This is a genomic window from Corallococcus macrosporus DSM 14697 (genome assembly GCF_002305895.1).
GTDB classification, from domain to species: Bacteria; Myxococcota; Myxococcia; order Myxococcales; family Myxococcaceae; genus Myxococcus; species Myxococcus macrosporus.
On the sequence record NZ_CP022203.1, the window covers coordinates 3,106,998 to 3,133,710 of the forward strand.

General features: G+C 71.0%; 24 protein-coding genes and 2 tRNA genes. 19 read left to right on the forward strand and 7 right to left on the reverse strand.

The features are described from left to right. The first annotated feature begins 39 nt into the window (after positions 1 to 39). From MYMAC_RS13185 to MYMAC_RS13210, 6 genes are all read left to right on the forward strand, one after another. A complete protein-coding gene (locus MYMAC_RS13185; protein ID WP_095958340.1) occupies positions 40 to 1,503 on the forward strand; it encodes an MFS transporter in 1,464 nt (487 codons plus the stop codon). A gap of 74 nt (positions 1,504 to 1,577) precedes the next feature. After that, positions 1,578 to 3,140, forward strand: coding sequence for a hypothetical protein (locus MYMAC_RS13190; RefSeq protein WP_095958341.1), 1,563 nt, complete (start codon positions 1,578 to 1,580; stop codon positions 3,138 to 3,140). 99 nt (positions 3,141 to 3,239) lie between these two features. After that, on the forward strand, positions 3,240 to 3,986 hold the full coding sequence (locus tag MYMAC_RS13195) for an HAD family hydrolase (RefSeq protein ID WP_013939243.1): 747 nt from the start codon (positions 3,240 to 3,242) through the stop codon (positions 3,984 to 3,986). 134 nt (positions 3,987 to 4,120) lie between these two features. After that, on the forward strand, positions 4,121 to 5,242 hold the full coding sequence (gene pdhA / locus MYMAC_RS13200; protein WP_095958342.1) for a pyruvate dehydrogenase (acetyl-transferring) E1 component subunit alpha: 1,122 nt from the start codon (positions 4,121 to 4,123) through the stop codon (positions 5,240 to 5,242). A 13-nt stretch (positions 5,243 to 5,255) separates the two neighbouring features. After that, positions 5,256 to 6,284, forward strand: coding sequence for a pyruvate dehydrogenase complex E1 component subunit beta (locus tag MYMAC_RS13205; protein ID WP_082207183.1), 1,029 nt, complete (start codon positions 5,256 to 5,258; stop codon positions 6,282 to 6,284). 6 nt (positions 6,285 to 6,290) lie between these two features. Next, positions 6,291 to 7,913, forward strand: coding sequence for a pyruvate dehydrogenase complex dihydrolipoamide acetyltransferase (locus MYMAC_RS13210; protein ID WP_095958343.1), 1,623 nt, complete (start codon positions 6,291 to 6,293; stop codon positions 7,911 to 7,913). A gap of 66 nt (positions 7,914 to 7,979) precedes the next feature. Here MYMAC_RS13210 and MYMAC_RS13215 read toward each other — a convergent pair whose 3' ends face one another. Further along, on the reverse strand, positions 7,980 to 8,228 hold the full coding sequence (locus MYMAC_RS13215) for a hypothetical protein (protein ID WP_013939247.1): 249 nt from the start codon (positions 8,226 to 8,228) through the stop codon (positions 7,980 to 7,982). Between the two features lie 182 nt (positions 8,229 to 8,410). On the opposite strand from MYMAC_RS13215, the gene MYMAC_RS13220 reads away from it, so the two are divergent. Continuing rightward, positions 8,411 to 8,695, forward strand: coding sequence for a DUF2795 domain-containing protein (locus MYMAC_RS13220; RefSeq protein WP_095958344.1), 285 nt, complete (start codon positions 8,411 to 8,413; stop codon positions 8,693 to 8,695). 164 nt (positions 8,696 to 8,859) lie between these two features. Continuing rightward, positions 8,860 to 10,017, forward strand: a complete 1,158-nt coding sequence (locus MYMAC_RS13225) for a sensor histidine kinase (protein ID WP_013939249.1) — start codon at positions 8,860 to 8,862, stop codon at positions 10,015 to 10,017. On the opposite strand, the gene MYMAC_RS13230 is transcribed toward MYMAC_RS13225, so the two are convergent. Further along, positions 9,989 to 10,573 carry a hypothetical protein gene (locus MYMAC_RS13230; RefSeq protein ID WP_095958345.1) on the reverse strand — a complete coding sequence of 195 codons (585 nt, stop codon included), beginning with the start codon at positions 10,571 to 10,573 and terminating at the stop codon, positions 9,989 to 9,991. The genes MYMAC_RS13225 and MYMAC_RS13230 overlap by 29 nt on opposite strands. 69 nt (positions 10,574 to 10,642) lie before the next feature. Here MYMAC_RS13230 and MYMAC_RS13235 point away from each other — a divergent pair, with 69 nt between their 5' ends. After that, positions 10,643 to 11,614: a response regulator gene (locus MYMAC_RS13235; RefSeq protein WP_193364496.1), complete on the forward strand. Its 972-nt coding sequence runs from the start codon at positions 10,643 to 10,645 to the stop codon at positions 11,612 to 11,614. A 115-nt stretch (positions 11,615 to 11,729) separates the two neighbouring features. Here the strand turns inward: MYMAC_RS13235 and MYMAC_RS13240 are convergent. From MYMAC_RS13240 to gltX, 4 genes are all read right to left on the reverse strand, one after another. Further along, positions 11,730 to 11,801: transfer RNA gene (locus tag MYMAC_RS13240), tRNA-Glu, on the reverse strand. 128 nt (positions 11,802 to 11,929) lie between these two features. Further along, positions 11,930 to 12,000: transfer RNA gene (locus tag MYMAC_RS13245), tRNA-Gln, on the reverse strand. Positions 12,001 to 12,069: 69 nt separating this feature from the next. Next, complete coding sequence (locus tag MYMAC_RS13250; RefSeq protein ID WP_095958346.1) at positions 12,070 to 12,477, reverse strand: hypothetical protein; 408 nt, start codon at positions 12,475 to 12,477, stop codon at positions 12,070 to 12,072. 59 nt (positions 12,478 to 12,536) lie between these two features. Further along, entirely contained in the window at positions 12,537 to 13,976 is a 1,440-nt protein-coding gene (gene gltX, locus MYMAC_RS13255; RefSeq protein WP_095958347.1) for a glutamate--tRNA ligase, read from the reverse strand. An 87-nt stretch (positions 13,977 to 14,063) separates the two neighbouring features. On the opposite strand from gltX, the gene MYMAC_RS13260 reads away from it, so the two are divergent. Genes MYMAC_RS13260 through MYMAC_RS13275 form a run of 4 tightly spaced genes read left to right on the forward strand, consistent with a single transcriptional unit; the run spans position 14,064 to position 17,164 of the window. Then, positions 14,064 to 14,618, forward strand: coding sequence for a hypothetical protein (locus MYMAC_RS13260; protein ID WP_095958348.1), 555 nt, complete (start codon positions 14,064 to 14,066; stop codon positions 14,616 to 14,618). Further along, positions 14,618 to 15,496: a myxosortase-dependent metalloprotease, MXAN_2677/MXAN_2678 family gene (locus MYMAC_RS13265; RefSeq protein ID WP_204817596.1), complete on the forward strand. Its 879-nt coding sequence runs from the start codon at positions 14,618 to 14,620 to the stop codon at positions 15,494 to 15,496. Before MYMAC_RS13260 ends, MYMAC_RS13265 begins: the two co-directional genes overlap by 1 nt. Next, complete coding sequence (locus tag MYMAC_RS13270; protein ID WP_239989511.1) at positions 15,493 to 16,434, forward strand: myxosortase-dependent metalloprotease, MXAN_2677/MXAN_2678 family; 942 nt, start codon at positions 15,493 to 15,495, stop codon at positions 16,432 to 16,434. The genes MYMAC_RS13265 and MYMAC_RS13270 overlap by 4 nt, the downstream gene beginning before the upstream one ends. Positions 16,435 to 16,444: 10 nt before the next feature. Next, a complete protein-coding gene (locus MYMAC_RS13275; RefSeq protein WP_095958351.1) occupies positions 16,445 to 17,164 on the forward strand; it encodes an HAD family hydrolase in 720 nt (239 codons plus the stop codon). 45 nt (positions 17,165 to 17,209) lie between these two features. Here the strand turns inward: MYMAC_RS13275 and MYMAC_RS13280 are convergent, their stop codons facing one another. Next, positions 17,210 to 19,267, reverse strand: coding sequence for a TonB family protein (locus MYMAC_RS13280; RefSeq protein WP_095958352.1), 2,058 nt, complete (start codon positions 19,265 to 19,267; stop codon positions 17,210 to 17,212). Positions 19,268 to 19,511: 244 nt separating this feature from the next. Between MYMAC_RS13280 and MYMAC_RS13285 the strand changes: the two genes are divergently transcribed. Genes MYMAC_RS13285 through MYMAC_RS13310 form a run of 6 tightly spaced genes read left to right on the forward strand, consistent with a single transcriptional unit; the run spans position 19,512 to position 26,701 of the window. Further along, positions 19,512 to 20,075 (forward strand): chemotaxis protein CheW, encoded by a 564-nt coding sequence (locus tag MYMAC_RS13285; protein ID WP_095958353.1) that lies wholly within the window; start codon positions 19,512 to 19,514, stop codon positions 20,073 to 20,075. Next, positions 20,072 to 21,535 (forward strand): CheR family methyltransferase, encoded by a 1,464-nt coding sequence (locus MYMAC_RS13290; protein WP_095958354.1) that lies wholly within the window; start codon positions 20,072 to 20,074, stop codon positions 21,533 to 21,535. The genes MYMAC_RS13285 and MYMAC_RS13290 overlap by 4 nt, the downstream gene beginning before the upstream one ends. Before the next feature lie 21 nt (positions 21,536 to 21,556). Further along, positions 21,557 to 23,173, forward strand: a complete 1,617-nt coding sequence (locus MYMAC_RS13295) for a methyl-accepting chemotaxis protein (protein ID WP_095958355.1) — start codon at positions 21,557 to 21,559, stop codon at positions 23,171 to 23,173. Continuing rightward, positions 23,170 to 23,553 carry a response regulator gene (locus MYMAC_RS13300; protein ID WP_095958356.1) on the forward strand — a complete coding sequence of 128 codons (384 nt, stop codon included), beginning with the start codon at positions 23,170 to 23,172 and terminating at the stop codon, positions 23,551 to 23,553. Before MYMAC_RS13295 ends, MYMAC_RS13300 begins: the two co-directional genes overlap by 4 nt. A 4-nt stretch (positions 23,554 to 23,557) precedes the next feature. Next, a complete protein-coding gene (locus tag MYMAC_RS13305) occupies positions 23,558 to 24,142 on the forward strand; it encodes a chemotaxis protein CheW (RefSeq protein ID WP_095958357.1) in 585 nt (194 codons plus the stop codon). A 9-nt stretch (positions 24,143 to 24,151) separates the two neighbouring features. Beyond that, positions 24,152 to 26,701 carry a hybrid sensor histidine kinase/response regulator gene (locus MYMAC_RS13310; RefSeq protein WP_095958358.1) on the forward strand — a complete coding sequence of 850 codons (2,550 nt, stop codon included), beginning with the start codon at positions 24,152 to 24,154 and terminating at the stop codon, positions 26,699 to 26,701. Positions 26,702 to 26,713: the final 12 nt, after the last annotated feature.

A 26,713-nucleotide genomic window follows, 5' to 3' on the forward strand; every position in this document is an offset into this window, starting at 1 on the left:
GGTGCGCGGCGTTCCGAAATCCACCGCAGAGGTCGCTGCATGTCGTCGCTGCCCCCCTGGCTGGCCCAGTTCCTGCCCATCCTCATCCTCCTGGGGGCCATCGGCCTCGTCCTCGCGCGCCTGCCCAAGGTGGAGCTGGGACACTCGGAGGCGTTCAAGCGCCGCCGGCTGTTCAACTGGTTCCCGTTGGGCATGACGTACGCGTTCCTCTACATGGGGCGCTACAACCTCAACGTGGCCACCAGCGCCATGGGGGACCGCACCTCCAACGCGGACTTCGGCACCATCTTCGCGTGGGGCACCGCCGTCTACGGCGTGGCCTTCCTGCTCAACGGCCCGCTGACGGACAGGCTCGGCGGCCGGAAGACCATCCTGATGTCGGCCGCGGGCTCGTCGCTGGCCAACGTGGCCATGGGCGGCGTGGTCTACGCGGTGCTGACGCACAACTGGGCGCCGCCGGGCGGCCTGGTGGCGACGCTGTCGTTCCTCTACGCCGTCAACATGTACTTCCAGAGCTTCGGCGCGGTCTCCATCGTCAAGGTGAACGCGGCCTGGTTCCACGTGCGCGAGCGCGGCCTGCTGGGCGGCGTGTTCGGCATCCTCATCTCGCTGGGCGTCTACTTCGCCTACGACTGGAGCCGGCTCATCGTGAAGGCCGCGCCCACGTACTGGGCCTTCTTCGTGCCCGCCGCCGTGCTCGCCGTGTTCCTGGTGGTGGACTTCTTCGTCATCCGCGACACGCCTGGCCACGCGGGGCACCCGGACTTCGACACGGCGGACGCGTCCTCTGGAGAGACGGGGCCTCAGCTCGGCGTGGGCGGCGTGCTCAAGCGCATGCTGACCAACCGCGCCATCATCATCATCCTCTGCATCGAGTTCTGCAGCGGCTTCATGCGCAACGCCATCATGCAGTGGTACCCCAAGTTCGCGAAGGCGACGGGGCTCGGTGAGACCTTCGTCGCGGCCAACTGGGGCATGCTGCTGTGCGTGGCGGGCATCACCGGCGGCATGTTCGCCGGCGTCATCAGCGACCGCGTCTTCGACTCGCGCCGCGGCCCCGTGTCCGCCGTGCTCTACGCCGGCATGTCGGTGGGCGCCGTCATCTCAATCTTCGTGCTGGAGAACGCCGCCCTGGGCTGGACGGTCATCTTCATGTCCCTGTGCGTCATCGGCGTGCACGGCATGCTGTCCGGCACGGCCAGCATGGACTTCGGCGGGAAGAAGAACGCCGGCCTCGCGGTGGGCATCATCGACGGCGCGGTGTACGCGGGCACGGCCCTGCAATCCATCCTGCTGGGCTCCATCCTGCCGACGGGCGACGAGGCGAAGCTCGCGGCCAACTGGGGCAACTGGCCCTACGCCATGCTGCCGCTGTCCTTCCTCGGGCTGCTGCTGGCCACCCAGGTGTGGAACGCCCGGCCCCAGCCGAAGTCCACGCCCGTGCCGGCCACCCTCCCGGTGCCGCCGGCGGCGCCCGCGAACCGGACTGGGACTGGCGGGTGATTTCCCTGTGGCCCCAACGATGTGTGACGTCGGGGTCACTCCCGCGTGACAGGGATGTAACGTAGACTCCGCGGGTGTTCCAGTCACCCGCACCCCTGCAGAGCCGCTTCGAGGTCCACGACCGGAAGCAGTTCGAAATCAAGCTCGAGTACCAGCCCTCCGGGGCGGACGAGACGCGCTACCTCGTGGAGGCGTACCTCTTCCTGCCCGGGAGCCTGAACATCGACGCGGAGACGTACCCGCGTGCGGACTTCTACGCGGACATCCACAACTACGTGCGCTTCAAGACGCCGGTGATGGCGGTGAACGAGCTCTTGTGCTCGGACACCTCGCCGCTGGTGCGCCTGGAGGCGTGGCTGCGCACGGGGATGGGGTCCGAGAAGGACGTCGTGTACCAGGCCAAGCTCCTGTCCTGCGTGCTGCGCGGGGCGCTGCGCCGCTTCGCCACCGGGGTGGAGTCACGGTGCGAGGGCCCCGTGTCGCTGCCCACGGACGCGTGCGCGGCGCTGGAGTCCGAGGTCATCGCCATGCAGGCCGGCGTGTCCCAGGTGCTGGAGCGCTTCCGCGCGTGGCTGCGCGCGGTGGGGGAGCTGCACCTGCAGGAGCGCTCGCGGGCGTCGCTGCGGCTGGTGGACGAGTACGTCAGCCTCCTGGTGGAGGGGGGCTTCAGGCGCTCCGTGGCGGACATGAAGGCCCTGCCGCGCGGCGAGCCCTGGCACGGGCTGCGAAAGGGGCTGATGGAGGCGGTGCTGCGCGAGGAGGCGTACCGCAAGGAGCACCGGCTGCGCAGCGTGCTCAGCCCCACGGGGGACAACGAGGAGTACATCCTCCGGCTGGGCTTCCTGAAGAAGTTCTGCATGAACGTGCTGTTCCTGTCGTCCAAGCGGCGCCAGAAGCGGCAGGGCTGGGAGGAGATGCTCTTCGCGCTGGCCGCGGGCGTGGCGATGACGGTCGCCACCGCGGTGGCCTTCTGGGCCCAGGAGCGCTACGCGCAGGCCAGCCTCAACTTCTTCCTCATCCTCGTGGTGGGGTACATGGTGAAGGACCGCATCAAGGAGGGCCTGCGCCGGATGCTCAGCCGGGTGGCGGCCATGCACCTGGCGGACCGGACCACGGACCTGGTGGACCCCGTCACCGGGCGCGTCATCGGCGCGTGTGAGGAGCGGGTGGACTACGGGCCCTCGTTGAAGGTGCCGGACGCGGTGGCGGCGCTGCGCCAGCGGGACGACTTCCTCACCGCGACGCAGGGCGAGCTGTCGGAGACGGTCATCCGCTACCAGAAGCAGATCGTCCTGGATGCCCGGCACCTGCCCCGCACGCAGCGGGGGCTGACGGGCGTGACGGACATCCTCCGCCTCAACGTGGAGCGCTTCCTGCGGGACATGGACGAGCCGGAGCTGGCGCTGGAGTACGTGGACCTGGCGGACATGTCCGTGGGCCACATCCGCGGCACCAAGCGCTACCCGGTGGACATGGTGTTCCGCTTCACGGTGGAGGAGGAGTCCGACAAGTGCCAGGACTCCGTCCAGTTCGTGCGGCTGGTGCTGGACCGCAACGGCATCCAGCGCATGCAGCGGTTCTCGGACCCGGGGCCCGGCGCGCCGCCCAGCCGCTCCGGCTGGAAGTCCGCGGCGTGAAGCGGGGCCGGCCCGGCGGGCGGGGAGGGGGCTTATGAGGCGCCGGGTGGAGGTTTCGGCGGCGCGGGTGCGCGGGCGCGGGTAATCTCCCCGGCGCACATGGCTTACGACGACTTCAAGACGCGAATCCGCGACGACTGGCGAGACACCCTGCGGTCCATCCTGGAGCGCGCCCGCTCCCTGGGCTCCTCCGCCGTGCTGGCGTTCGACCTGGACTCCACCCTGTTCGACAACCGGCCCCGGCAGGCCCGCATCCTCCGGGAGTACGGCGCCGCCCGCTCGCTGGCCGTGCTGGCCGCGTGTGAGCCGCGCCACTGGGTGACGGGCTGGGACATGAAGGAGGCCATGCGCGCCTGCGGTCTGGAGGACGCCCTGGTGGAGGCCCACTTCGCGGACGCCCGCGGCTTCTGGGCCGAGCGCTTCTTCACCAGCGACTACTGCGTGGACGACGAGGCCATCGACGGCGCGGCCCACTTCACCCACCAGGTGGTGGCCACCGGCGCGCGGCTCGTCTACGTCACCGGCCGCCACGAGGGCATGCGGGAAGGCTCCGTCTCCTGCATGCGCCGCCACGGCCTGGCGCTACCGGATGAGGAGCGCGTGCTCCTCGTGATGAAGCCCACGCTGGCCGAGGACGATGACGCCTTCAAGCGGGAGGCGCACGCGCGGCTGGGCCGGCTGGGGAGCGTGGTGGCTGCCTTCGACAACGAGCCCACGCACGCGAACGACTACCGGCGGAAGTTTCCAGAGGCCACCGTCATCCATCTGGCCACGGACCACTCGGGCCGGCCGGTGGAGTTGCTGGACGGCGTCATCTCCGTCCCGCACTTCGCGCTGGGTTCCTGACGCACCGCGCCTGAAAAGGCGTGTCGTTGAAGGGGTTTGAAAGGCTTTGAAGTCCCCCTGCCGCGCGCTATTGAGTCGCTCGGCGTTCGCCGCCCCGGGAGCCCCGGGGGCGGCCTGCATGGAGGCGTTCCGCGGTGGCCAGCTCGTACTCGAAAGAACTGCTGTTGGACATGTACCGGAAGATGTACCTCATCCGTCGCTTCGAGGAGCGCGCGGGTCAGCAGTACACGCTGGGGAAGATCGCCGGGTTCTGCCACCTCTACATCGGCCAGGAGGCCGTGGCGGTGGGACCCGCGGAGGCCCTGCGTCCGGATGACTACATGCTCAGTGCGTACCGTGACCACGGCCAGCCGTTGGCCCGTGGCAGCGACGCGGGCATGGTCATGGCCGAGCTGATGGGCCGGGGCACCGGCTACAGCAAGGGCAAGGGCGGCTCGATGCACATCTTCGACATCGAGCATCACTTCTACGGCGGCTACGGCATCGTCGGCGGCCAGATTCCCCTGGCGGCGGGCATGGCCTTCGCCAGCCGCTATCGCAACGAGGACCGCGTCACGGTCTGCTACTTCGGTGACGCGGCCGCCAACCAGGGCTCCTTCCACGAGACGCTCAACATGGCGTCCAAGTGGAAGCTCCCGGTCATCTACATCTGCGAGAACAACCGCTACGGCATGGGCACGGCCATCTCCCGCACGTCGGCGGTGCCGGAGATCTACAAGCGCGCCAGCGCCTATGACATGCGCGGCGAGCCGGTGGACGGCATGGACGTGTTGACCATGTACGAGGCCGTCAAGGACGCCGCCGAGTACTGTCGCGCCGGCAAGGGCCCCGTGCTGCTGGAGGCGAACACGTACCGCTTCCGCGGCCACTCCATGGCGGACCCCGCCACCTACCGCACCAAGCAGGAGGTGGAGGCGGAGCGCAAGGGCGACCCGATTCCGAAGCTGCGCGCCTACATGCAGAAGCACGGCATGGCCGAGGACTCGGTGTTCGAGACCATCGAGGAAGAGGTCAAGGCGCTGGTGGACCAGGCCGTGAAGTTCGCCGACGAGTCGCCCGAGCCCAGCCTGGACGAGCTGTGGCGCGACACCATCGTGGAGGAGGGCGAGGAGGACGTGCGCCCCCGCGAGCGCGTGCTGGGCCAGAAGGTGAACTGGCCCAAGTACCCCAGTGGCCAGGAGCTGAAGGTGACGTGGGACCTGGAGCCGCGCGAGCAGGCCGAGGCGGCCGACAAGAAGGCGGGCCTCATCCGCTAGGCGCCGCGCCGACCTGTCTACCAACCCTTATTTCAATTTCGAGTCGGAGCCGACGATGCCCGAGTTGATGTACCGCGAGGCGCTGAACCAGGCGCTCGCCGAGGAAATGGAGCGCGACGCCAACGTCTATCTGATTGGCGAGGAAGTGGGCCGCTACAACGGCGCCTTCAAGGTGTCGCAGGGACTGCTCGACAAGTTCGGGAGCGCGCGCATCATCGACGCGCCCATCGCCGAGCTGGGCTTCACGGGCCTCAGCGTGGGCGCGGCCATGGTGGGCTTGCGCCCCGTGGTGGAGATGATGACCTGGAACTTCGCGATTCTCGCGATGGACCAGATTGTCAACAACGCCGCCAAGCTGCGGCACATGTCCGGTGGCCAGCTCCGCTGCCCCATCGTGTTCCGCGGACCGGGCGGCGCCGGCGGCCGGCTGTCCAGCCAGCACAGCCAGGCGCTGGAGGCCAACTACGCGCACTTCCCGGGCCTGAAGGTGATTGCGCCCGCCACGCCGGCGGACGCCAAGGGCATGCTCAAGGCGGCCATCCGGGATGACAACCCGGTGGTCATGTTCGAGGGCGAGCGGCTCTACGCCATCAAGGGCGAGGTGCCGGAAGGCGAGCACGTCGTGCCGCTGGGCAAGGCGGACGTGAAGCGCGAGGGCACGGACGTCACCATCATCACCTGGAGCCGCATGTATTACTTCTGCATGCAGGCGGCCGAGGAGTTGGCGAAGGAGGGCATCAGCGTGGAGGTCCTGGACCTGCGCACGCTGCGGCCCCTGGACGAGGAGGCCATCCTGGCGAGCGTGCGCAAGACGAACCGCGCCGTCATCGTGGAGGAGGGCTGGGTGCTCGCCGGCGTGGGCGCCTCCGTGGTGGACATCATCCAGTCCAAGGCGTTCGACGACCTGGACGCGCCGGTGGAGCGCGTCACGGGCCTGGACGTCAACATGTCCTATGCCGCGAACCTGGAGAACGCGACGCAGCCGGACGCACCGAAGATCATCGCCGCGGTGAAGAAGGTGCTGTACCGCGAGGGAGCCTGAACGCGCATGGCCATTCCCATCCAGATGCCGAGCCTGTCCCCGACGATGACGGAGGGGAAGATCGTCAAGTGGCTCAAGAAGCAGGGGGACAAGGTGTCCTCCGGCGAGGCCGTGGCCGAGGTGGAGACGGACAAGTCCAACCTCGAAATCGAGGCCTACGACGACGGCTACCTGCTGCAGGTGCTCGTCGGCGAGGGCGAGATGGCCAAGGTGGGCGCGCCCATCGCCTATCTCGGCGCCCAGGGCGAGAAGGTGGACGCAGCCAAGCAGGCCGCGCCCGCCGCCACGCCGCCCGAGCAGAAGCCGCAGCCCGCGCCCGAGGCCGCCGCGCCCAAGGCCGAGCCGAAGCCGACGTCGTCCGGTGGCGGTGACAACCGCATCGCCATCCAGATGCCGAGCCTGTCCCCGACGATGACGGAGGGGAAGATCGTCAAGTGGCTCAAGAAGCAGGGGGACAAGGTGTCCTCCGGCGAGGCCGTGGCCGAGGTGGAGACGGACAAGTCCAACCTCGAGATCGAGGCCTACGACGACGGCACCCTGGAGGAGATCGTCGTCGGCGAGAACCAGATGGCGAAGGTGGGCGCGCCCATCGCGTACCTCGCGGGCAAGGGCGCCAAGGCGGCTCCGGCGGCGAAGCCCGCGGCTTCCGCTCCGGCTCCGGTTCCGGCGAAGCCGCAGGCTGCGCCCGCTCCGGCGCCCACGCCTGCTCCTGCCGCCGCGAAGCCCGCGGCGGCGCCGGCCCAGGCCGGTGGCCGTCGTGTCCGCGCCAGCCCGGTGGCGAAGAAGATCGCGCGTGAGAAGGGCCTGGACCTCGCCCAGGTGAGCGGCTCCGGTCCGTCCGGCCGCGTGGTGAAGCGCGACATCGAGGCGGCGCTTTCGCGTGGACCCGCGGCGGCGCCGGCGGCCGCGGCGAAGAAGGCTCCGGCCGCGCAGCCGGCTCTGGGCGTGCGTCCCGAGCCGACGGTGGTGCCCCTCACGTCCATGCGCAAGGTCATCGCGCAGCGGATGACGGAGGTGAAGCCCGGCGTGCCCCACTTCTACCTCACCATCGAGGTGGACATGGAGGCGGCGTCGAAGGTGCGCGAGGAGGCGAAGGCGATGGACCTCAAGGTCTCCGTCAACGACCTCATCGTGAAGGCCGTGGCCATGGCGGTGCGCCGCTACCCGAAGATCAACGTCTCGCTGCAGGGCGACCAGGTCGTCCAGTTCCACAGCGTGGACGTGGGCATCGCGGTGGCGCTGGAGGAGGGCCTCATCACCCCCGTCCTCCGGGACGCGGACCAGAAGGGGCTTCAGGCCATCGCCTCGGGCGTGCGGGAGCTGGCCGAGCGCGCCCGCAAGCGCGCGCTCAAGCCGGAGGAGTACACCGGCGGCTCCATCACCGTCAGCAACCTGGGCATGTACGGCATCGACCAGTTCGTCGCCGTCATCAACCCGCCGCAGGCCTCCATCCTCGCGGTGGGCGCCGTCACGGAGAAGGCGGTGGTGCGTGACGGTCAGCTCGCGGTCCGGAAGGTGATGACGGCCACGCTGTCGTGCGACCACCGCGTCATCGACGGGGCCATTGGCGCCGAGTTCCTGCGCGAGCTGCGCGGGCTGCTCGAGCACCCCACGCGGCTGCTGTTCTAGGCCCGCGGGCTGCCCCGCTCCGCGCCCCCGTCTCCGGGGCGCGCGAGGGCGGGGCAGGTGCCCTTGCTACTTGCGCGTCGGCTCCTTGCGGCCGTGCGCCTCTTGCTCCAGCTTGCGCTGGGTCTCCGTCACGCCTGCCTGGCGCTCACGCGGCGTTCCGGTCGGCAGCTCGTTCTCCTCTTCGTCCGAGCGGCCGCGAATGCCAGGCCAGGGCTCTGGCCGCGTGCCCTCCACATGCTCGATGCGCTCCGCGTAGCCGTTGTCCCCGGCCGCGTCGTGCTTCGTCTCTTCGGATTTACCCTTGTTGTCCGCCATGCCGTGCCCTCCCGAGCTGGTGCCATCTGCACGCTTCGTGGCGGTAACGGTGGGACGTGTGCCGCGCGCTGACCACCCACGGGCGGCCCGCATGGCTCGGTCTCCTGCCTGCCCTCCGAGCTCAAAAAAAGGACAGCAGCCGTGCGCGTTCGCTGCTTAACTTGCTCCCAATGAACGACGACATGACACGCGAACGGCTTGCCCAGGGTGTGTCGGAGTTGGAGTCACGCGTAGGCCAGCCGCTGCCCCTCGCGGAATCGCTGCACAAGGCGCTCGAAGGCGCCGTCTATCCGCTGTCCGCGCGACAGTTGACCTGGGTGGCCCGTGAGAACGAGGCCCCCGCCCTGGTGCTCTCGCTCCTGGGCTCGCTTCCCCGGTCGAGCTTCGGCTCCGTGGACGCGGTGGCCCGGGCCCTGGATGGTGACCTGGACGCCACGGCGCCGCAACCGTCGGCGTCTTCGCGCTGAGCTGGCCTTGAAGGGCGGGCGCCCGCGGGGAGGTGCGACGCGTCAGGCGCTCGTCCTATGCTGGTGGTTCGCGCGGTACCCAGCAGATCGCGAGGGGGCGGAGGCGCTATCCTGGGCCCTAACTGCCTGGCCCCCTTCATGGGACCCTGGCCAGGAGGAGCGCCATGAACCCGTCTGAACTCCCCGCGGTCCTCTACGTCGACGATGACGCGCTGAACCTCCGGGTCTTCGACGCGAACTTCGGGCAGCGCTTCCGCATCTTCCGCAGCTCCTCGCCCAGCGAGGCGCTGGCGCTCCTGGAGCAGCGCCGGGGCGAGATTGGCGTCATCCTCTCCGACCAGCGCATGCCCGGCATGACGGGCGTGGAGCTGCTGGAGCGGGCGCGCACGATTGCGCCGGACGCCAAGCGCATGCTCGTCACGGCCTACGCGGACATGCAGGCCGTCATCGACGCCGTCAACCGCGGCCAGGTGACGCGCTACTTCGTCAAGCCGTGGGACCGGACGGAGCTCCAGGCCGCGCTCGATGACGCGCTGAAGATTGCCCGCCTGGAGCTGCGCATCCGCGAGGTGGAAGGGCGCATGATGAAGTCCGAGCGTCTGGCCACCCTGGGCCAGGTGACGGCGGGCATCGCGCACGAGCTGATGGGCCCGGTGGGCTACCTGTCGCAGAACGTGGTGTCGCTGCAGCGCGACCTGGGCAGCGTCATCCAGTACGTGTCGCGGCACCTGCAGGAGGACCCCGACGCCGCGGTGGCGGAGACGGTGGAGGACCTGCCCGCGCTCATCAAGGACCTGGCGGAGGGGGCGGAGCACCTGCGGCAGGTGGCCCTGGGGCTGAGGGCGCAGGCGCGCGGCGAGGACCTGGAGGCCACGGCGGACGTGGCCGAGGTGGTGTCCTTCGCGGTGAAGCTGGCGCGCGCCGAGGTGCGGGAGCGGGCGCGGCTGACGAGCAACGGCGAGCCCGTGCGCGTCACCTTCGGGCCGGTGAAGCTGTGCCAGGTGCTGCTCAACCTCATCGTCAACGCGGCGCAGGCCATGGGCAGCACGGGCCGCGCCGGGCGCATCGAGGTCCGGTGGACGGCGCGTCCGGACGACGTGGTGCTCACCGTGGCGGACAACGGCTGCGGCATCCCCCTGGAGCTCCAGGAGCGCGTCTTCCAGCCCATGTTCACCACGAAGCCGGTGGGCGTGGGCACCGGCCTGGGGCTGTCCATCTGCCGGGAGCTCGTCACGCAGTTCGGCGGCAGCCTCCGGTTGTCCTCCACGCAGGGCGAGGGCACCGAAATCGAAATCACCCTCCGGCGAGCCCCGCTCCCCTGAGCCCGAAGGCGTTGCTGAGCAGGCGCCACACGCGGTGCAGCGTCTCCGTCTCCGTCGGGCGGATGTGCTCCACCAGCACCGCGCGGCGCAGCGGGCCCTCCGTGTCGTCCAGCGCGTACTCCACCACCAGCGCGTAGCGAGGCCCGGGGCGCTCCACCATGTGGACGGCGCGCACCGCGTCAAAGGGCACCTGCTCCGCCTGGGTGGCGCCCGGCGTCCAGGCCAGGCGCTCCAGGCGCAGCGTCTCCGAGCGGAAGTGCAGGACGAAGCGCCGCCGGCCCAGGTGGGCCTCCAGCTTGAGGGCCAATCCCACCAGGGCCGCCGCCAACAGCCCCAGCGCGAAGGCCGGTGTCGCGCCGTCCCGGGCGCCCACCAGAACGGCGGCACCCACCGCGCACCCCAGCCCCATGCCCACACACAGGCTGGGGAGGGCCCGCCGCTCCCAGGAGGGCGGCCGTGCCTCACCCATCAGCCGGCCGCCGTCATAGCGCAGCCTTACGTCGCCCAGCCGCCCGGGCACCCGGTTGTCCTGCAACGCGTTCTCGAAGCTCGCCACGGCCCCAGCATAGCGGGCCTCAATTGCGGGCTTCGTAGTTGGAACAGAGCTGTGCGAATCTGCGCGGCCATGGAGCTCCCGTTCGAGTCCGGTGAGGGTGAAGGAGGGGAAGGGGGGACGCTCGCCTCGACGGTGCTGGTGGTCGATGACGAGCCCGTCGTGTTGGACATCTGCGCCCGCCTCCTGGAGCGCGACGCCGACCTGGTGGTGACGCTGGCCGCGAGCGCCGAGGAGGCGCTCCCGCTGCTGCAGGAGCAGCGCTTCGACGTCCTGGTGACGGACAAGAACCTGCCCGGCATGGGCGGGGTGGAGCTCATCGCCGAGGCGCGCCGTCTCCAGCCGTCCCTGGAGGCGGTGATGATTACCGGCTACGCCAGCTCGGAGTCCGTCGTCGCCGCCTTCGCCGCCGGCGCCAGTGACTACATCCTCAAGCCCTTCGATGACCTGCGGGTGCTGCGCGCCAAGGTGCGGGCGGCCCTGGAGCGCAGGACGGCGGGCATCCGCGTGCGAGAGCAGGCGCGGGAGGTGGCCCGCGAAGCCGCGGCCCTCCTGGCCTCCGGGCAGGACGCGCCGGAGCCCGCCCATGAAGCGCTGGAGTCGGAGCTGCGGGCCTACGAGGAGGCGGTGCGCCTGGGCCTGAATGGCCGGGTGGCCGTCGTGGGCAGCGCCAACACCGTCACCGTCCTGAAGGACGCGGGGTTCGACGCGGTGGAGCTGCCGCCCTACACACCCGAGCTGGAGCATGTGGACGTCGTCGTCGTCGAGACGGGAGACCCGCAGTGGCGCACGCTCGCCGAGCGGCTCCAGCGCCGTCCGCCCGACGTGCTCCTGCTCGCCAGCCCGCAGGCCGACCTGGGTGACCTCCTGGAGGCGATTACGCTGCGCATGGACCTGGTGGGCTTCGGCACCAGCCAGGGCGCCGTCGCGCTGCCAGAGAAGGTGCGCATGCTCCTGCTGCGTCGGGGCGTGGAGCGCGCTCAGGACCGGCTCGCCGCGGCCCTGGCCACCTTCCGGCAGAGCATCGCCGCGTCGCCTTCCTGAAGCACCTGGAGCGCGCCAGACGGCCGGGAAGGGGGCGCTTCGAAAGGAGCGCCCGTGCCAGCCTGGCCCGCAAAGCGAAACGCCCACCTTCTTTCAGAAGGTGGGCGTCTCAGTGTGACCCTGCCGGGATTCGAACCCGAGTTTGAGCCGTGAGAGGGCTCCGTCCTAACCGCTAGACGACAGGGCCGATGCTTGTTTCAGTCGCTGCTAACTGCCCGCGCTTTCTACCTTTTTTCGTCTGCCCTCGTCAACCCTTTTGTTTCTTTCTACCAGGTTGCTTCGGACCGGCGAGAACTGCAACTGCGGTGCTGCGAGCTGGGGAACTAGGATTCGAACCTAGATAAGCAGAGTCAGAGTCTGCTGTCCTGCCGTTAGACGATTCCCCAAGGACCTGCTCGACTGCGGCGCTTCTCTACCAATACCACTTCGGGACTGCAACAACTTCGGTGAGGCGTTTACTTCTTCCTGCGCTTCGTCGTCTCGGGCTTCTTCGCGGGCCTGGCTGCCTGCTGGAGCGGGACGATGTAGATGCGAACCTCGTCGTTCGCCTCGTAAATGTTCAGCCCCGCGAAGTTCTTCCCCGAGGGGTTGCTGATGTGGACCGCCTTCACGCCCGGCTGGTTCACGATCTGCCGCCGGGGGTAACCGCTCGTCGAGTAGACCGCGCGGTAGTAATCCAGCGTGCCATCGAAGTCCCTGGGCGACCGGTAGCGATTCTCACCGACCCGCCGCGAGCCATCCGGCAACTGCGCGCCGTTGACGACCTCGGCGCCCGCTGAAACCGCCCAGAGCGCCACCAGCGCCGCTCCGAGCGGGCGCGCCTTATAGAAACCGCGTTTCAGGCTGTCAAGGGCACGTATCATGGGTCCGAAAGATAGGGGCCTGCGCTGCTGACGTCCACCGCAACCTGCGCCTGACACGCTCAGGCGCGGGTCAGCGCCGCGTCGATGCGCCGCAGGGCCTCCTCGCGGCCCACCAGCACCAGCGTCTCGCCGATGCCCGGGCTGGTGGTGTTGCCGGTGAGCGCCACGCGGATGGGCTGCGCCACCTTGCCCATGCCGACGCTTGCGGCCTCGCTCACCTGCTTCACCACGCCGTCCAGCGCCTCCACGGACCACCCGGGCAGGGCGGCGAGCGTCTCGCGCACCTTGCGCAGCAGGTTGAGGGACTCTCCGGACAGGTGCTTGGCGGCGGCCTTCTCGTCCAGGGTGATGCCGGAGCGGAAGTAGACGTTGGCCGCGGTGGTGGCGATGTCCTCCAGGGTGTTGGAGCGCTCGCGCAGCGTGCGCACCAGCGTGTCCAGCCGCGGGTCACCCTTGGCCTGGACGCCCTTCGCCTCCAGGAAGGGGAGCAGCCGCTCCACCACGGTCTCCACCGGGAGCTGCTTCATCCACTGCTGGTTGAGCCACAGCAGCTTCTCCGGGTTCCACACGCCGGAGGTGGTGCCCACGTCGCTGAAGTCGAACCACTCCAGCATCTGCTCGCGGCTGATGACCTCGTCGTTGCCGTGGCTCCAGCCCAGCCGGATGACGAAGTTGAGCAGCGCCTCCGGCATGATGCCGTTGCGCTTGTGCACCATGACGTCCGCTTCCGGGTGCTTGCGCTTGGACAGCTTCTCGCGGTCCGGGCCCAGGATGAGCGGCAGGTGCGCGAAGTCGGGCGGGGTCCACCCCAGCGCCTGGTACAGCATGAGCTGCGGGAAGGTGGAGTTGACGTGCTCCTGGCCACGCGCGACCAGGGTGATGTCCATCAGGTGGTCATCGATGACGCACCCGAAGTTGTAGACGGGGATGCCGTCCGCCCGCATCATGACCCAGTCGTCCAGGTCGCTGTGCGTCTTGGTGATGGTGCCCAGCGCCTTGTCGGTGAAGGACACGGAGCCGTCGCCCGCGGGCATCTTGAAGCGGATGACCGCCTCCGAGGCGCTGCGGCCGGCGGGGGGCTCGGTGCGCTCGCGGCAGGTGCCCGGGTACTTGAACGCGCCGCCCGCCTTCTCCGCCGCCTGCCGCTGCGCGTCGAGGTCTTCCTTGGTGCAGTAGCACCGGTAGGCCTTGCCCTCGGCGATGAGCTGGTCGGCGTGCTGGCGGTAGGTGTCCAGCCGCTGCATCTGGAAGTAGGGGGCGTAGGGGCCCTCCTTGCCGGGGCCCTCGTCCCAGTCGATGCCCAGCCAGCTCAGCCCGTCCAGGATGGCCTGCACCGACTCCGGGGTGGAGCGGCCCTGGTCCGTGTCCTCCATGCGCAGCACGAAGGTGCCGCCCTGGCGCCGCGCCTGGAGGTAGTTCATCAGCGCGGTACGGGCACCGCCAATGTGAAGGTAGCCGGTAGGCGAGGGAGCGAAGCGGACGCGAAGGGCAGGAGGCATACGGGCGCGCGGATTAGCAGGGCGTGAATGGAGGGTCAACGCGCAGGGGCGTTCCTGGAGTAAGTTGGATGGCCAGGGAGAACTCGTATGTCGATTCGTCAGGTAGTTCGCACGTTGCTCCTGGCTGTCCTCCTGGTGGGCGTGCCCGCGAGCGCCACCACCCAGCTCCGCGTGGACCTGGCCGGGCTCGCGGTTGGGGCGGACACCGTGGTGCACGGCGTGGTCCGGCGCGTGGAGAGCCGCTGGAGCGGCGACAAGATGCGCATCCTCACCGACGTCGAAATCCAGGTGACGGAGTCCCTCAAGGGCCAGCCCGGGAGCACGGTGCTCGTCACGCAGCCCGGGGGCCGCATGGGCGACATCGGCCAGGTGGTGCACGGCCTGGCGTCCTTCACCGCGGGCGAGGAGGTGGTCGTCTTCCTCCAGAAGCGGGGCCCGCGCGCCTTCCGCGTGTCCGACCTGGCCCAGGGCAAGTTCCAGGTGAAGCGCGAGGGGAGGGAGGCGCTCGCCGTCCCCGAGCCCACCGAGTCCCAGCTCCTGGACCCCGCCACCCGCAAGCCGGCCGCGTCCGCGCTCCGGTCCATGACGCTGGCGGAGCTGAAGGCCGCCATCCGGGAAGCGCTCGGGGAGCAGAAGCCGTGATGCCGCCCGTTCCCCTGATGCTGGCCCTGAGCCTGGGCCAGGCGGACCCCTACGTCCGCAGCCGCGTCGACGCGGGCGACACGCGCACCCAGTGCCTCTTCTGGACGTCCAACCGCGTCGTCTGGAGCCAGAGCACCTTCGGCAACCCGGACACGGCGGGTGACACCGAGTTCGACGCGATTCGCGCCTCGTTCCAGAGCTGGCAGGACATCTTCGCCGAGTGCGGCAACCTCACGCTGGAGGAGGGCCCGCGCGTGGACGAGCGCGAGGTGGGCTACCGGCGCCAGGGGAGCAACACCAACCTGGTGCTGTTCCGCACGCGGGACTGCAACACGGTGGTGCCCGCGGACGATGCGTGCTGGGACGACGACACGTGCGCCAACACCTTCGACTGCTGGGACGACGATGACAACACCATCGCCATCACCCTCACCACGTACGACGAGCGCTCGGGCATCATCTACGACTCCGACATCTCCTTCAACGCGGCGCGCTTCTCCTTCACCACGGCGAATGGCGGCACGTGCTTCCCGCCGGTGACCACAAACTGCGTGGCCACGGACGTGCAGAACACCGCCACGCACGAGGTCGGCCACCTCATCGGCCTGGACCACACCCGCGCCTCGGGCTCCACCATGAACCCCAGCGCGCCGCCGGGCGAGGTGTCCAAGCGCGTCGTGGACACGGGCTCGCGCGACTTCGTCTGCGCCGCCTACCCGAAGGGCCAGGCCAGTCAGGCGTGCCTCCACCCGGTGACGGCCGCCGACCTGGGCCCCAAGGCTGGAGGCTGCGCCGCCGCGGGTTCGGGTGGGGCGCTGTCCCTGGTGGGCCTCTGGTCGCTGTGGCTGGCGCGCCGCCGCAAGGAGGCGGTCCGGTGAGCAAGGCCCTGGTGCTCGCGGCCGCGTTCGTGGCCTCCTCCGCGCAGGCGCAGGAGCATTCCTACCGCCGCACCCTGGTGCCAGGGCACCCGCTGTGCCTGCTCTGGCCGGTGCGCGAGTACGTCTATCACCTGGACGCCGCGGGCAGCGCGCGCACGCCCGGGGACTCCGAGGTGGCGGCCATCGAGGCGTCCTTCGACTCGTGGCGGCGCGTCTCCGACGGGTGCAGTGACTACCGGTTCACCCGGGGCGCGGACCGGGCGGGGCCCATCCTGGTGGGCTACGACGAGACGCGTCCCCGGGAGAACTACAACGTCGTCACGTTCCGCGAGCGGGCGTGCAACGAGGTCGCGCCCGCGGACGACGCGTGCTGGCTCGATGAGAGCTGCGGCAACGCCTATCAGTGCTGGGAGCACGGGGAGGGCACCATCGGCCTGACCACGTCCACGTTCTCCTATCGGGACGGCCGGGTGCTGGACTCGGACATCGAGCTGAACGCGTCCAATCCGGACGGGCGCTACGGCTTCCTCTTCACCACCGTGGACTCACCGGTGTGCGAGGCCGAGCCTGCGGTGGACTGCGTGGCCACGGACGTCCAGAACACCATGACGCACGAGATTGGCCACGTGGTGGGGCTGGACCATGCCTTCACGCCAGGCTCCACCATGGAGGCCACCGCGCCGCCGGGGGAGACGCGCAAGCGCGTCATCGACCCGGGCTCGGTCGCCGGGTTCTGTGACATCTACCCGCGCCACCTGCCGCCGACGCAGTGCTTCGTGCGTGAGGGCGCCGGGCTGGCGCTGAAGGCGGACGGCCGGGGCAGCGGCTGCGCGGCGGCGCCCGGGCCGGTGACGCTGGGGCTGGGCCTGGCCGCGCTCGTCCTGGCGCGCGCCCGGCGGCGTGCGCTCCGCGCCGCGGCGCTCCTCCGGCGGAATTAGAGGTCCAGCCGTGGCCGTCGCCTTCTTCGACCTGGACAAGACGCTCATCGCCGCCAACTCGGGCTCGCTGTGGATTCGCCGCGAGCTCGAGCTGGGGCACATCTCCCGCTTCCAGGCGCTGCGCGCCAGCCTCTGGATTGCGCGCTACCACCTGGGCTTCGTGTCCATGCAGGACGCCGTGGCGCGGGCCATCGCGCAGCTCGCGGGGACGCTCGCGAAGCCGCTCCAGGAGCGGACCGCTGTCTTCTACGCGGAGCAGGTCCGGCCGCTCTACCGGCCTGGGGCCTGGGCCGTGCTGGACTCGCACCGGCGCGCTGGCGAGCGGCTCGTGCTGTTGACGTCGTCCACGGGCTACCTGTCGGAGCTGGTGGCGCGGGAGCTGGGGCTGGACGCGGTGCTGTGCAACCGCTTCGAGGTCGACGGCGAGGGGCGGCACACCGGGCGCGCCCTGGGCACCATCTGCTTCGGCGAGGGCAAGCGCGTCTGCGCCGAGGCCTACGTGCGCGAGGCGGGCGTGCCGTTGTCGGCGTGCGCCTTCTACACCGACTCGTACTCGGACCTGTCGGTGATGGAGGTGGTGGGGCGGCCGGTGGCGGTCCACCCGGACCACCGGCTGCGGCGCCACGCCCGGAAGCGAGGCTGGCCCGTGGTGGACTGGGGCGTCCCGCCCGGAGGCGGCGTGCCGGCCGGTCCGCCCGCCCCGCCCGTGGTGCCGTCCACCGGAGCCTGACGCGCGGCGCGCGCCCGGTCCGGTGGGGACGTCACGCCGGACGCTTCAGCGGCGCGGTGCCACCAGGCGCATGCTGAAGGTGTAGTCCACGTTCACCGGGTAGCCCTTGTAGATGATGGGCTTGTAGGTGCGGGACGCGAGGGCATCGAGCACCACGCGCTCCATGTGCGCCACGGACTTGATGGTGCGGCACCTCTCCACGCGGCCCTGCTGGGTGATGGTGCAGCGGACAATCATCACCCCGCTCGACTTCGCGGCCATCGCCTCGCGCGTGTAGATGATGTCCTTGCCCTGGTCGACCATCTCCGGACGGGGCATGTCCTCGTTGTAGGGGAGCACGTCGCCGCGCGCGGAGGCGACCGCCGCGGTGGGGAGGACCGGCAGCGCGAGGCCCGTCGCCGAGCCCTTGGCTGGCGCCGGAGCGGACGCCGCGGCCGTGGCGGCACCGACGGCCGCCGCGACGGGCAGCTCGGCGGCGGGAGACGTCGTGGGCGCGAGCATCACCGGCGCGGACATGCCGCCCGGCGTGGCCACCGGCTCGACCTCATCAACCGCCTCGTCCGTGCTCACCGAGGCCACCTCGACGTGACGGCTGCCGCCCGAGCCGCCCCGGCGCCTCTGCAGCTTCTGCGACAGCACCACCTCGCCGGTGCCGCCCGTCACGACGGTCTCCATCTGGTGGCCCTCCAGCGCGAAGGTCAGCTCCACCGTGACGGAGCCATCCTGGCCGGCCGGAATCTCCAGGGTGAAGGGCGTGACGCCGCGCTCCTTGCCCCGGTAGAAGACGCGGGCGCCGGTGGGCTGGCTCATCAGCTTGAAGCGGACCTTGCCCGCGTTCGCGGCGGCGGGCTCGGCCGCGGGCTCCGCGGCGGGCGCGGCCGCGACAGGCGCGGCGGGGGCCGCCACCTGGGGCGTCGTGGGGGCCGGCGGCGCTTCCTTGTTCGCCAGGAAGAACACCGCGCCGCCCGCGATGAGGCCGGCGACCACCAGGCCGCCCAGGCCCCCCGTCAGCAGGGTGCGCTGCCGGGCGCGCTCGACGTCCTTGGGCACCTCCACGCTGATGTCCACCGCCAGCGTGTCCCCGGACTCCGTGTTGTTGCCCACGTTGGAGAACAGCGCGGGGGACGGGTAGGGGCCCGTCGTCGTCGCCCCGCCGGGCCGCTTGAAGATGCCGCTGTTGCCGCCCGCCGCCATGCTCGCTTCGCGCAGGCCGTCGAGCAGCTCATCCATGGTCTGGTAGCGCCGCGCCGGGTCCTTCTCCAGGCAGCGGCGCACCACCGCCTCGATTTCCGGCGGCACGTGGAGGTCCGGCCGCACCTGCTGGAAGGTGGGCGGGGCTTCCTTGTAGTGGGCGAAGATGAGCTCGATGTGGTCGCGCGCGATGAACGGCGGACGCCCCATCAGCATCTGGAAGAGCACGATGCCCAGCGAGTACACGTCACTGCGCGCGTCGGTGGCGTTGCGCGCCTGCTCGGGCGCCATGTACTGCGGCGAGCCGAGGAAGGTGCCGTTCTGGGTGATTTCGGGGGAGAGCTGCCCCTCCTGGGGCGCCGCCACGGACTTCACCAGGCCGAAGTCCAGCACCTTCACCAGGTCCTGATCCTGCTCGTTGAGGAGCATGATGTTGGCTGGCTTCAGGTCGCGGTGGATGATGCCCAGGCTGTGCGCCTCGCGCAGCGAGCGGCAGATCTGCTGCGTCACGGCGATGGCGCGCGCCCATGGCAGAGGGCCGGCCTGCCCCAGCACCTGGGCCAGCGTCCGGCCGTCCAGGTACTCCATGGCGATGTAGAAGATGCCGTCGTCCGTCTGCCCGTAGTCGATGACGGTGACGGTGTTGGGGTGGCGCAGCTTGGACGTCAGCGACGCCTCGCGCAGGAAGCGCTTCTGGAAGCCCGGATCCCTGCTGCTGGGGAAGCTGGGGTTGAGCACCTTGAGCGCCACCACGCGCTCGAGCGGTGCCTGGAGGGCGCGGTAGACCCGCCCCATGCCCCCGATGCCCAGCGGTTCCAGGATGCTGAAGCGGCCGTTCAGGGTCCGCCCGATGAGCGGATCCGCGCCTGTTCCAGTGGGTGCCTCGGGATTCGGCGAGTCGCCCTTGATCATTCGTAGCCCCAGACAGCAAGCAACATCGGTTCTCCTGAAGTGTCGCCGCGCTTCATCAAACCATACCTGCCTCGTGCTCCGCACCAGGGGGCTGTCCGATCCAGCACGTCTGATGCCTTCCGTTGACGCCATCACTCGTCAAACGTGTGAGAGTGCATGCCGGTCAGCCCGCATTGACGCTTCTTTGTCTGACAGACTAGCGTGCTCCAATCCCGCGCTTCAGTGACAGGCGGGAGTTCCCCTGATGCCAGACACACCAGAGAATCCCATGGCAGCGCGGTCGCGCCGTCTCTCCGTCGAGGAGCGGCTGGGGCAGCTCGAGGCGGAGCAGGCCCGGCTGCGCCAGGAGCTGGCGTCGCTGGCGGGTGAGCTGCGACTGCCGGGCATGTACCTGACGGTGGACGCGGCGGGGACCAGCGCGCTGCTGGACGCGGAGTCGGTGCAGGAGGTGGTCCGCCTGGTGGAGCTGGAGCCCCTGCCGGGCGCGCCCGCGCACGTGGCGGGGACCTTCGTCTACCGGGGCAGCCCGGCGGTGGTGGTGGACCTGGCGGCGCTGCTGGGCGTGAAGCGGGAGGCCTCGCTGGACGCGCACCTGGTTGTCTGTGGTGGCGCCAGGACCATCGCCGTGCTGGTGGACCGCGTTCGCGACCTGGTGGAGGCCCCGGTGCTGGTGGACGGGACGCCGGAGGGCACGTCGCCGCTGCCCTGGGATGCCAGCGGGTTGATGGCGGGCCTGTGCCGGACCCCTGAAGGTGTGCGTCCGCTGCTGCGGATGTCCGCGGTGCTGGTGGGGCCGGAGGCGCCGTGAGCGAGGGCGTGCTTGACGACGCGACGCTGGGCCGGGTGGAGGAGGTCCTCCTGTCCGCCTGTGGCGTGACGTTGGCGCGCAGCCTGCGGCGCTCGCTGGAGGCGGCGCTGGGCCGGGCCGCGCGCTCGCGGGGGCTGGAGCCCGAGGCCTTCCTGCGCAAGCTGTTGGTGCGCGAGGCCGCGGCGGTGGAGTGCTTCATCGAGCACGCCGTCATCGGCGAGACGTACTTCTTCCGCCACCCGGAGCACCTGCGCGCGGTGGCGCGGCTGGGGCGAGCGCACCCGGCCCCGTGCTTCCAGGTGTGGAGCGCGGGCTGCGCCAGCGGCGAGGAGCCCTACAGCATCGCCATGGCCTTGCTGGCGGAGGGGCTGCCCGAGGGCCGCTTCCGCGTGCTGGCGACGGACGTGTCGGGCCGGGCCATCGAGCGCGCGCAGGAGGGCGTCTACGGGCCGTGGTCCCTGCGCCGCATCGAGCCGGAGCAGGAGAAGCGCTTCCTGGTGGCGAACGGCGAGGGCTTCTCCGTCATCCCGCAGGTCCGGCGCGCCGTGGAGTTCCGGCGCCACAACCTGGTGGTGGACCCGCCGCCCTTCATGGGGCTGGGCGCCATCTTCTGCCGCAACGTGCTCATCTACTTCCCGACGGAGCTGGCGCGCGAGGTGCTGCGGCGCTTCATTGACGCGCTGGCGCCTGGCGGGCTGCTCTTCGTCTCGCCCGCCGAGGTGCCGCTCACCAATGGCCTGGGCCTGGAGACGGTGGACGCCGAGGGGAGCGTGGCGCTGCGGGTGCCCGTGCCCGGGGCGGCGCAGGCCGTGACGCCGGAGGCGCGGCTGCCGCGCGTGGGGGGCCGCCGTGATGCCCTGGCCGCGGGCGCGCTGGCCGTCTCGCCAGCGCCGCCGGACACGCGTGGGGGAGCGGGGCGCCCGTCCGCGGCGCGAGCCGCCGAGCCGCCACGCCTGGCCTGGGCTGGAAGCGCGAGCCCAGGGGCGTTCCCGCCGGTGGCCGGGGCGCCGCGTGGGGTGGGGACCGGAAACGCGAACGTGGTCGTGCCTACGCCCGAGGAGGACCCGGCGCTGGCGCGGGCCATCAGCGCCGCGCGCTCGGGGCGCTTCGACGAGGCGGAGGCGCTGGCGCGTCAGGCCGCGAAGGCGCTCGTCCCGGAGGCGTACCTGCTCCTGTCCATGGTGGCCGATGTGCGCGGCGACCTGAACGGGGCGGTGGAGGCGGTCCGCAAGGCCTTGTACCTGGAGCCCCGCCTGGCGCTTGGGCACGCCACCCTGGTGGCCCTGTACGGCCGCATGGAGCGGCGCGAGGACGCGGAGCGTGCGAGGCAGAACGCCCTGCGCGCGCTGGATGGATTGGACGACGAACACCCGCTGCGTGGGGTGGAGACGATGACGGCCGGTGGCCTGAGGCAGGCCCTGGCGCCAGTCGAGCAGGCTGGCTGGCAGGGGGCGCGCTGAGCGGCGCGCGCTCCTCACGAGGTGGGAGGCAACGTGGACGTCAAAGAGACGCACCTGACACCGCCGGGCCGCGCGCCGGGGAGCAGGCTCAGTCTGCGGATGAAGATCCTCGCGCTCACCGGGGCGACGGGGGGACTGGTGGCCGTCTTCCTCATCACCACGACGTGGGTGCAGATGGGGGATGCGCTTCGCAATGACCTGTCCCGCCGCGCCAACTCGGTGAGCGTGGAGCTGGCGAGGACGCTGACGCCCATGCTGGGCGCGAGGCGCGACCCGGAGCGGCTCCAGGAGCTGGTGCAGGGCGCGCTGAGCCTGGGGCCCGAGGTCGCCTACGTCCGCGTCCACGACGCGGACGGCACGCTCCTGGGCGAGGCCGCCGCGGAGCGTTACGTCGGCGAGGCCCAGTCGCCCGCCGCCATCGAGGGCGACGCCTCGGTGCTCCGCCGCAGGGCCGTGAAGGGCACGGGCCTGGTGGAGACGACGACGCCGGTGCTCGCGCCCGGGTCCACCTCGCACCTGGGCACCCTCCAGCTCGCGCTGCACGAGGAGGGCCTGCGCCAGACGCTGCGCGAGGCCACGCGCTTCACGGCCATCATCAGCCTGCTGGTGCTGGTGGCCTGCCTGGTGGCGGCCTGGCTGGTGTCCGGGATGCTCGTGGTGCCGCTGGAGCGGCTGGCGCACGCCGCGGCGGGCATCGCCGCGGGGGACCTGCGCCAGCAGGTGGACCTCCAGGGCTCGGATGAGATTGGCGACGTGGCGCGCAGCTTCGCGGTGATGACGGACGCGCTCTCCCACTTGCTGCAGGACCTGCGCGGCGCGGCGGCGGAGATGGAGCGGGAGGCGGCGGGCGTGCTGGCCACCTCCACCCAGCAGTCCGCCATGGCCCACCAGCAGGCCTCCGCCATCAACGAGACGAGCACCACGGTGGCGGAGATTGCCCAGACGTCCAAGCAGGCCACCGCCTACGCGGACTCGGTCATCTCCCAGACGCAGAAGTCGGAGGCGCTCAGCGCGGAAGGGCAGCAGGTCGTCAGCGAGAGCGTCTCCGGCATGGAGAAGCTGGGCGAGCAGGTGAAGGCCATTGCCCTGGCCATCTCCGACCTCAGCGAGCGCACGCTGCAGATTGGCGACATCATCAGCACGGTGAAGGACGTGGCCGAGCAGTCCAACCTGTTGGCGCTCAACGCCTCCATCGAGGCGGCGAAGGCGGGCGAGCACGGCCGCGGCTTCGCGGTGGTGGCCACGGAGATGCGCACGCTGGCGGAGCAGTCCCGCATCGCCGCGGAGCAGGTGCGCGGCCTGCTCAACGAAGTGCAGAAGGGGACGCGTCAGGCCGTCAGCGCCACGGAGGAGGGCAGCCGCCGGGCGCAGGCGGCCATGGAGCTGGCGCGCGAGGCGGGGACGACCATCCTGGGGCTGTCGGAGGTCATCCGCGAGTCGTCGGGCGCGGCGCGGCAGATTGCCGGCAACACGCGTCAGCAGACCATTGGCGTGGAGCAGATCTCCACCGCCATGAGCGAGCTGACCTCCGCCATGGGAGACTCGGTGGAGAGCACCCGGCGCATCGAACAGGTGGCGGGCAATCTGACCAATCTCTCGAAACGGTTCTCGGACCTGGTGGGTAGGTACCAGTTATGAACGCAAAGGTGCTCATCGTCGAAGACACGAAGACCATCACCAACCTGCTTCAGGTGTACCTGATGGGGTGGGGGCTGGAGTTCTTCGACGCTCCGAACGGCGCGCAGGGCCTCACCAAGGCGCGTGAGCTCAAGCCGGACCTCATCATCTCCGACGTGCAGATGCCGGAGATGGATGGCTTCGCGCTGTGCGCGGCGGTGCGGGCGGACCCGCAGCTTCACAACACGCCCTTCATGATGCTCACCTCGCTGAAGGACGACGCGAGCCGGCAGAAAGGCAAGCTGGTGGGGGCCAGCGCCTTCCTCAACAAGCCGGTGTCGGTGGACGACCTTCGTTCGAAGGTGCGCGACATCCTGAAGCTGCCCGCGACCCGGTACTGAGCGCATGTCGAAGGACGACGCCAAGATGGATTACGCCGGGCTGAAGCGACAGCTCTCCGAGGCGCACGCGCTGCTGGACGGCAGGCAGGGGGTGAGCCCGGAGAAGCGGCGCGAGGTGCTGAGCGCCCGGGCCCGCGCCCTGGCCGAAGCCCGCCACGAGGAGCGCCAGGAGGTGCTCTCCGTGCTGGCCTTCCAGGTGGGCGGTGAGCGCTACGCGGTGCGCATCGAGCACGTGGACCACGTGCTGGAGGCGCGCGGCATCAGCGCGTTGCCCGGCGCGCCCCGGCACGTGCTGGGCGCGCTGGTGAGCCGCTCGCGCGTGGTGCCGGTGCTGGACCTGCGTCAGCTCCTGGGGCTGGAGGGGGGCGGCATGTCGGACCTCGGCAAGGTGGTGGTGGTCGAGGCAGGGGACAGTGAAGAGAGTTTCGGGCTGGCGGCCGAGTCCGTGGAGGGCCGCAAGGAGTTGCCGAAGACGGAGCTGTCCCAGCCTCCGCCCGGGCCCTTCTTGTTCCTCACGCCGGACCGGCTGACGGTGTTGGACCTGGAGCAGCTCGGGGGCCCGTCCGCCACGCGGCCCGAAGGGGAGTAGGCACGCGCCATGGATCCTCAGCTCTTGCGCAGCATCTGGCCGGTGTTCTCCGCGGAGACGCGCGAGCAGATTCAGGCCATCGGGTCGAAGGTGTTGGGGCTGGAGGGCCCGGCGCAGGGGCGCGAGCCGGACCTGCTTCCGTCGCTCAAGCGGCTGGTCCACAGCCTCAAGGGCTCCGCGGCCAGCCTGGGGCTGGACGACATCGAGCAGGTGGTGCACGCCATCGAGGACGGGCTGGCCGCCTTCAACCAGGAGGAGCGGCTGCCTCGCGACACGGTGGAGGCCATGCTGCGGGGCCTGTCCGCCATCGAAGGCGCCATGGCCCGGGGCGACGCTGGGCAGACGCCCGCGGTGGAGGGCCTGGCCTCCCTGCTGGCCGCGCTGGGGCACGAGTCCGCGGAGGCCGCTCCGCGGTCGGCCGCGTCCGGGGCCGCCGCGCAGGGCATGGAGGTGCTGGACCTGCTCGAGGCGGGGCTGAGCGCGCTGTGCTCGCCGGACGTGCCGGACCGGGCGGCGGTGGTGCGCACGGCGGTGGAGCGGGCGCGGACGCTGAAGTCCTCCGCCGAGGCCGCCGGGGTGGAGAAGGTGGCCTCGCTGGCGGAGGCCGCGGCGCTGGGCTTCACGCGCATGGAGCCGGGCGGTGATTCCGCGGGGGTGGCGGCCTCGGACGTCGCTGGCACGCTGGTGGAGCTGCGGACCGCGCTGGAGGCGGCGGGTGGGGCGGGGGCGGTGGCCCGCGCCGTCCACGCGCTCCGCGCGGCGCCAACGCCCGTGCCCACCGAAGGCGGCGCGGCGGCGCAGGGCCCGGCGGGCACGGTGGCTCCAACAGAGAGCCGCGGGCCGGCGGACCAGACGGTGCGCGTGTCGGTGAAGACGCTGGAGTCCATCGCGCTCCAGGTGGAGCTGCTCCTGGCGGGGCGCGCGCAGCAGACGCGGCGGGGCGCCGCGCACCGCGTGTTGATGGACGGGATGCGCGAGGTGCTGATGCACCTGGAGCGCGCGGCGTCGCAGCTCGCGATGGCGGGCGGCGGCCCCGCCCTGGAGCCGCTCCGCGCGGGCGTGACGCAGATGCGCGGGCTCCAGAAGCAGTTGCTGGAGCTGACCAAGGAGTCCCACCGCGACGGCGAGCAGCTCACGCTGGTGGCCCAGGTGGCGCGGGACGACCTGCGTGACTTGCGCATGGTGCCGGCCTCGCAGGTGCTGGAGCCGCTGCGGCGCACCGTGCGGGAGACGGCCGCGCGGCTGGACAAGCAGGTGACGCTGGAGCTGACCGGCGGCGAGGTGCGGTTGGACCGGCGCATCCTCGACGCGCTGAAAGACCCGCTGCTGCACCTGGTGCGCAACGCCATTGACCACGGCCTGGAGTCCACCGAAGCGCGGCGGGCCGCGGGCAAGCCCGAGGCGGGGCGCCTGATGGTGCGGGTGGAGCCCCGGGGGCCGCGCATCGCGGTGGTGGTGGAGGATGACGGCTCCGGCCTGTCGCCTGGCCGCGTGCGCGCCACGGCGGTGCGGCGGGGCCTGCTGTCGTCCGAGGAGGCGGAGAAGCTCTCCGACGCGGAGGCCGCGCGGCTCGTGTTCCAGCCGGGCTTCTCCACCCGCGAGCAGGTGACGGCGACCTCTGGCCGGGGCGTGGGCCTGGACGTGGTGCAGGCCACGGCCCAGCGGCTCCAGGGCTCGGTGGACGTGGCCTTCACGGCGGGGCAGGGCACGCGCTTCACCATCGACCTGCCGCTGACGCTGGCCGCGGCGCTGGGGCTGCTGGTGCGCACGGGCACCACGGTGTCCGCCATCCCTTCGGACAGCGTGAATCGCATCCTCCGGCTGAACCCGGACGACGTGGGCACCGTCGCGGGCCGCGTGGTGGCGCGCCTGGACGGGGAGCAGCTCACGTTCCTCCCGCTGGCGGAGGCCATTGGCCTGCCCCGGTTGCCGCTGGCGCTGGACTCCGGAAAGGTGCAGGCCGCCGCGCTGCTGACGGTGGGCGAGGACAAGGTGCTGTACGCCATCGACGAGGTGGTGGGGCAGCAGGAGATTGTCGTCCGCTCGCTGGGGCGCCACCTCAAGGGCGTGCGGCACCTGGCGGGCGCGGCGGTGCTGGATGACGGCCGCGTGGTGCCGGTGCTCAACGCGGCGGAGCTGGTGCGCGCGGCCCGGCCGGAGACGCGCTCGGTGGCCCGTGAGACGGCGCGGCCGCGCGTCCTCGTGTGTGACGACGCGCTCACCACGCGCTTCGCCATGAAGTCGCTGCTGGAGATCGCCGGCTACCCGGTGGTGACGGCGGCGGACGGTGAGGAGGCGTGGGGCATCCTGGAGCGCACGCCCTGTCAGCTCGTGGTGAGTGACTGGCAGATGCCCCGGCTGGATGGCGTGGGGCTGGCGCGGCGAATCAAGGCCCACCCGCAGCTCCACCGCACGCCCATCATCCTGGTGACGTCGCTCGACAGCCCCGAGGACCGCGCCGCCGGTCTGGAGGCGGGCGCGGATGGCTACCTCGTCAAGCGCGAGGTGGAGCGGGGCCGCCTGCTGGAGCTGGTGCGTCAGCTCCTGCCCGCGTCCTGACGGCGCCGCCCG

What these genes read in the sequence shown, in the direction of transcription:
- MYMAC_RS13260 (WP_095958348.1), top strand. Translation starts at nt 14,064, where the DNA reads ATGTCGATTCGTCAGGTAGTTCGCACGTTGCTCCTGGCTGTCCTCCTG.
- MYMAC_RS13220 (WP_095958344.1), top strand. Translation starts at nt 8,411, where the DNA reads ATGACACGCGAACGGCTTGCCCAGGGTGTGTCGGAGTTGGAGTCACGC.
- MYMAC_RS13210 (WP_095958343.1), top strand. Translation starts at nt 6,291, where the DNA reads ATGGCCATTCCCATCCAGATGCCGAGCCTGTCCCCGACGATGACGGAG.
- gltX (WP_095958347.1), bottom strand. Translation starts at nt 13,976, where the DNA reads ATGCCTCCTGCCCTTCGCGTCCGCTTCGCTCCCTCGCCTACCGGCTAC.
- MYMAC_RS13300 (WP_095958356.1), top strand. Translation starts at nt 23,170, where the DNA reads ATGAACGCAAAGGTGCTCATCGTCGAAGACACGAAGACCATCACCAAC.
- MYMAC_RS13225 (WP_013939249.1), top strand. Translation starts at nt 8,860, where the DNA reads ATGAACCCGTCTGAACTCCCCGCGGTCCTCTACGTCGACGATGACGCG.
- MYMAC_RS13310 (WP_095958358.1), top strand. Translation starts at nt 24,152, where the DNA reads ATGGATCCTCAGCTCTTGCGCAGCATCTGGCCGGTGTTCTCCGCGGAG.
- MYMAC_RS13280 (WP_095958352.1), bottom strand. Translation starts at nt 19,267, where the DNA reads ATGATCAAGGGCGACTCGCCGAATCCCGAGGCACCCACTGGAACAGGC.
- MYMAC_RS13195 (WP_013939243.1), top strand. Translation starts at nt 3,240, where the DNA reads ATGGCTTACGACGACTTCAAGACGCGAATCCGCGACGACTGGCGAGAC.
- MYMAC_RS13185 (WP_095958340.1), top strand. Translation starts at nt 40, where the DNA reads ATGTCGTCGCTGCCCCCCTGGCTGGCCCAGTTCCTGCCCATCCTCATC.
- MYMAC_RS13250 (WP_095958346.1), bottom strand. Translation starts at nt 12,477, where the DNA reads ATGATACGTGCCCTTGACAGCCTGAAACGCGGTTTCTATAAGGCGCGC.
- MYMAC_RS13215 (WP_013939247.1), bottom strand. Translation starts at nt 8,228, where the DNA reads ATGGCGGACAACAAGGGTAAATCCGAAGAGACGAAGCACGACGCGGCC.
- MYMAC_RS13235 (WP_193364496.1), top strand. Translation starts at nt 10,643, where the DNA reads ATGGAGCTCCCGTTCGAGTCCGGTGAGGGTGAAGGAGGGGAAGGGGGG.
- MYMAC_RS13265 (WP_204817596.1), top strand. Translation starts at nt 14,618, where the DNA reads ATGCCGCCCGTTCCCCTGATGCTGGCCCTGAGCCTGGGCCAGGCGGAC.
- MYMAC_RS13285 (WP_095958353.1), top strand. Translation starts at nt 19,512, where the DNA reads ATGCCAGACACACCAGAGAATCCCATGGCAGCGCGGTCGCGCCGTCTC.
- MYMAC_RS13305 (WP_095958357.1), top strand. Translation starts at nt 23,558, where the DNA reads ATGTCGAAGGACGACGCCAAGATGGATTACGCCGGGCTGAAGCGACAG.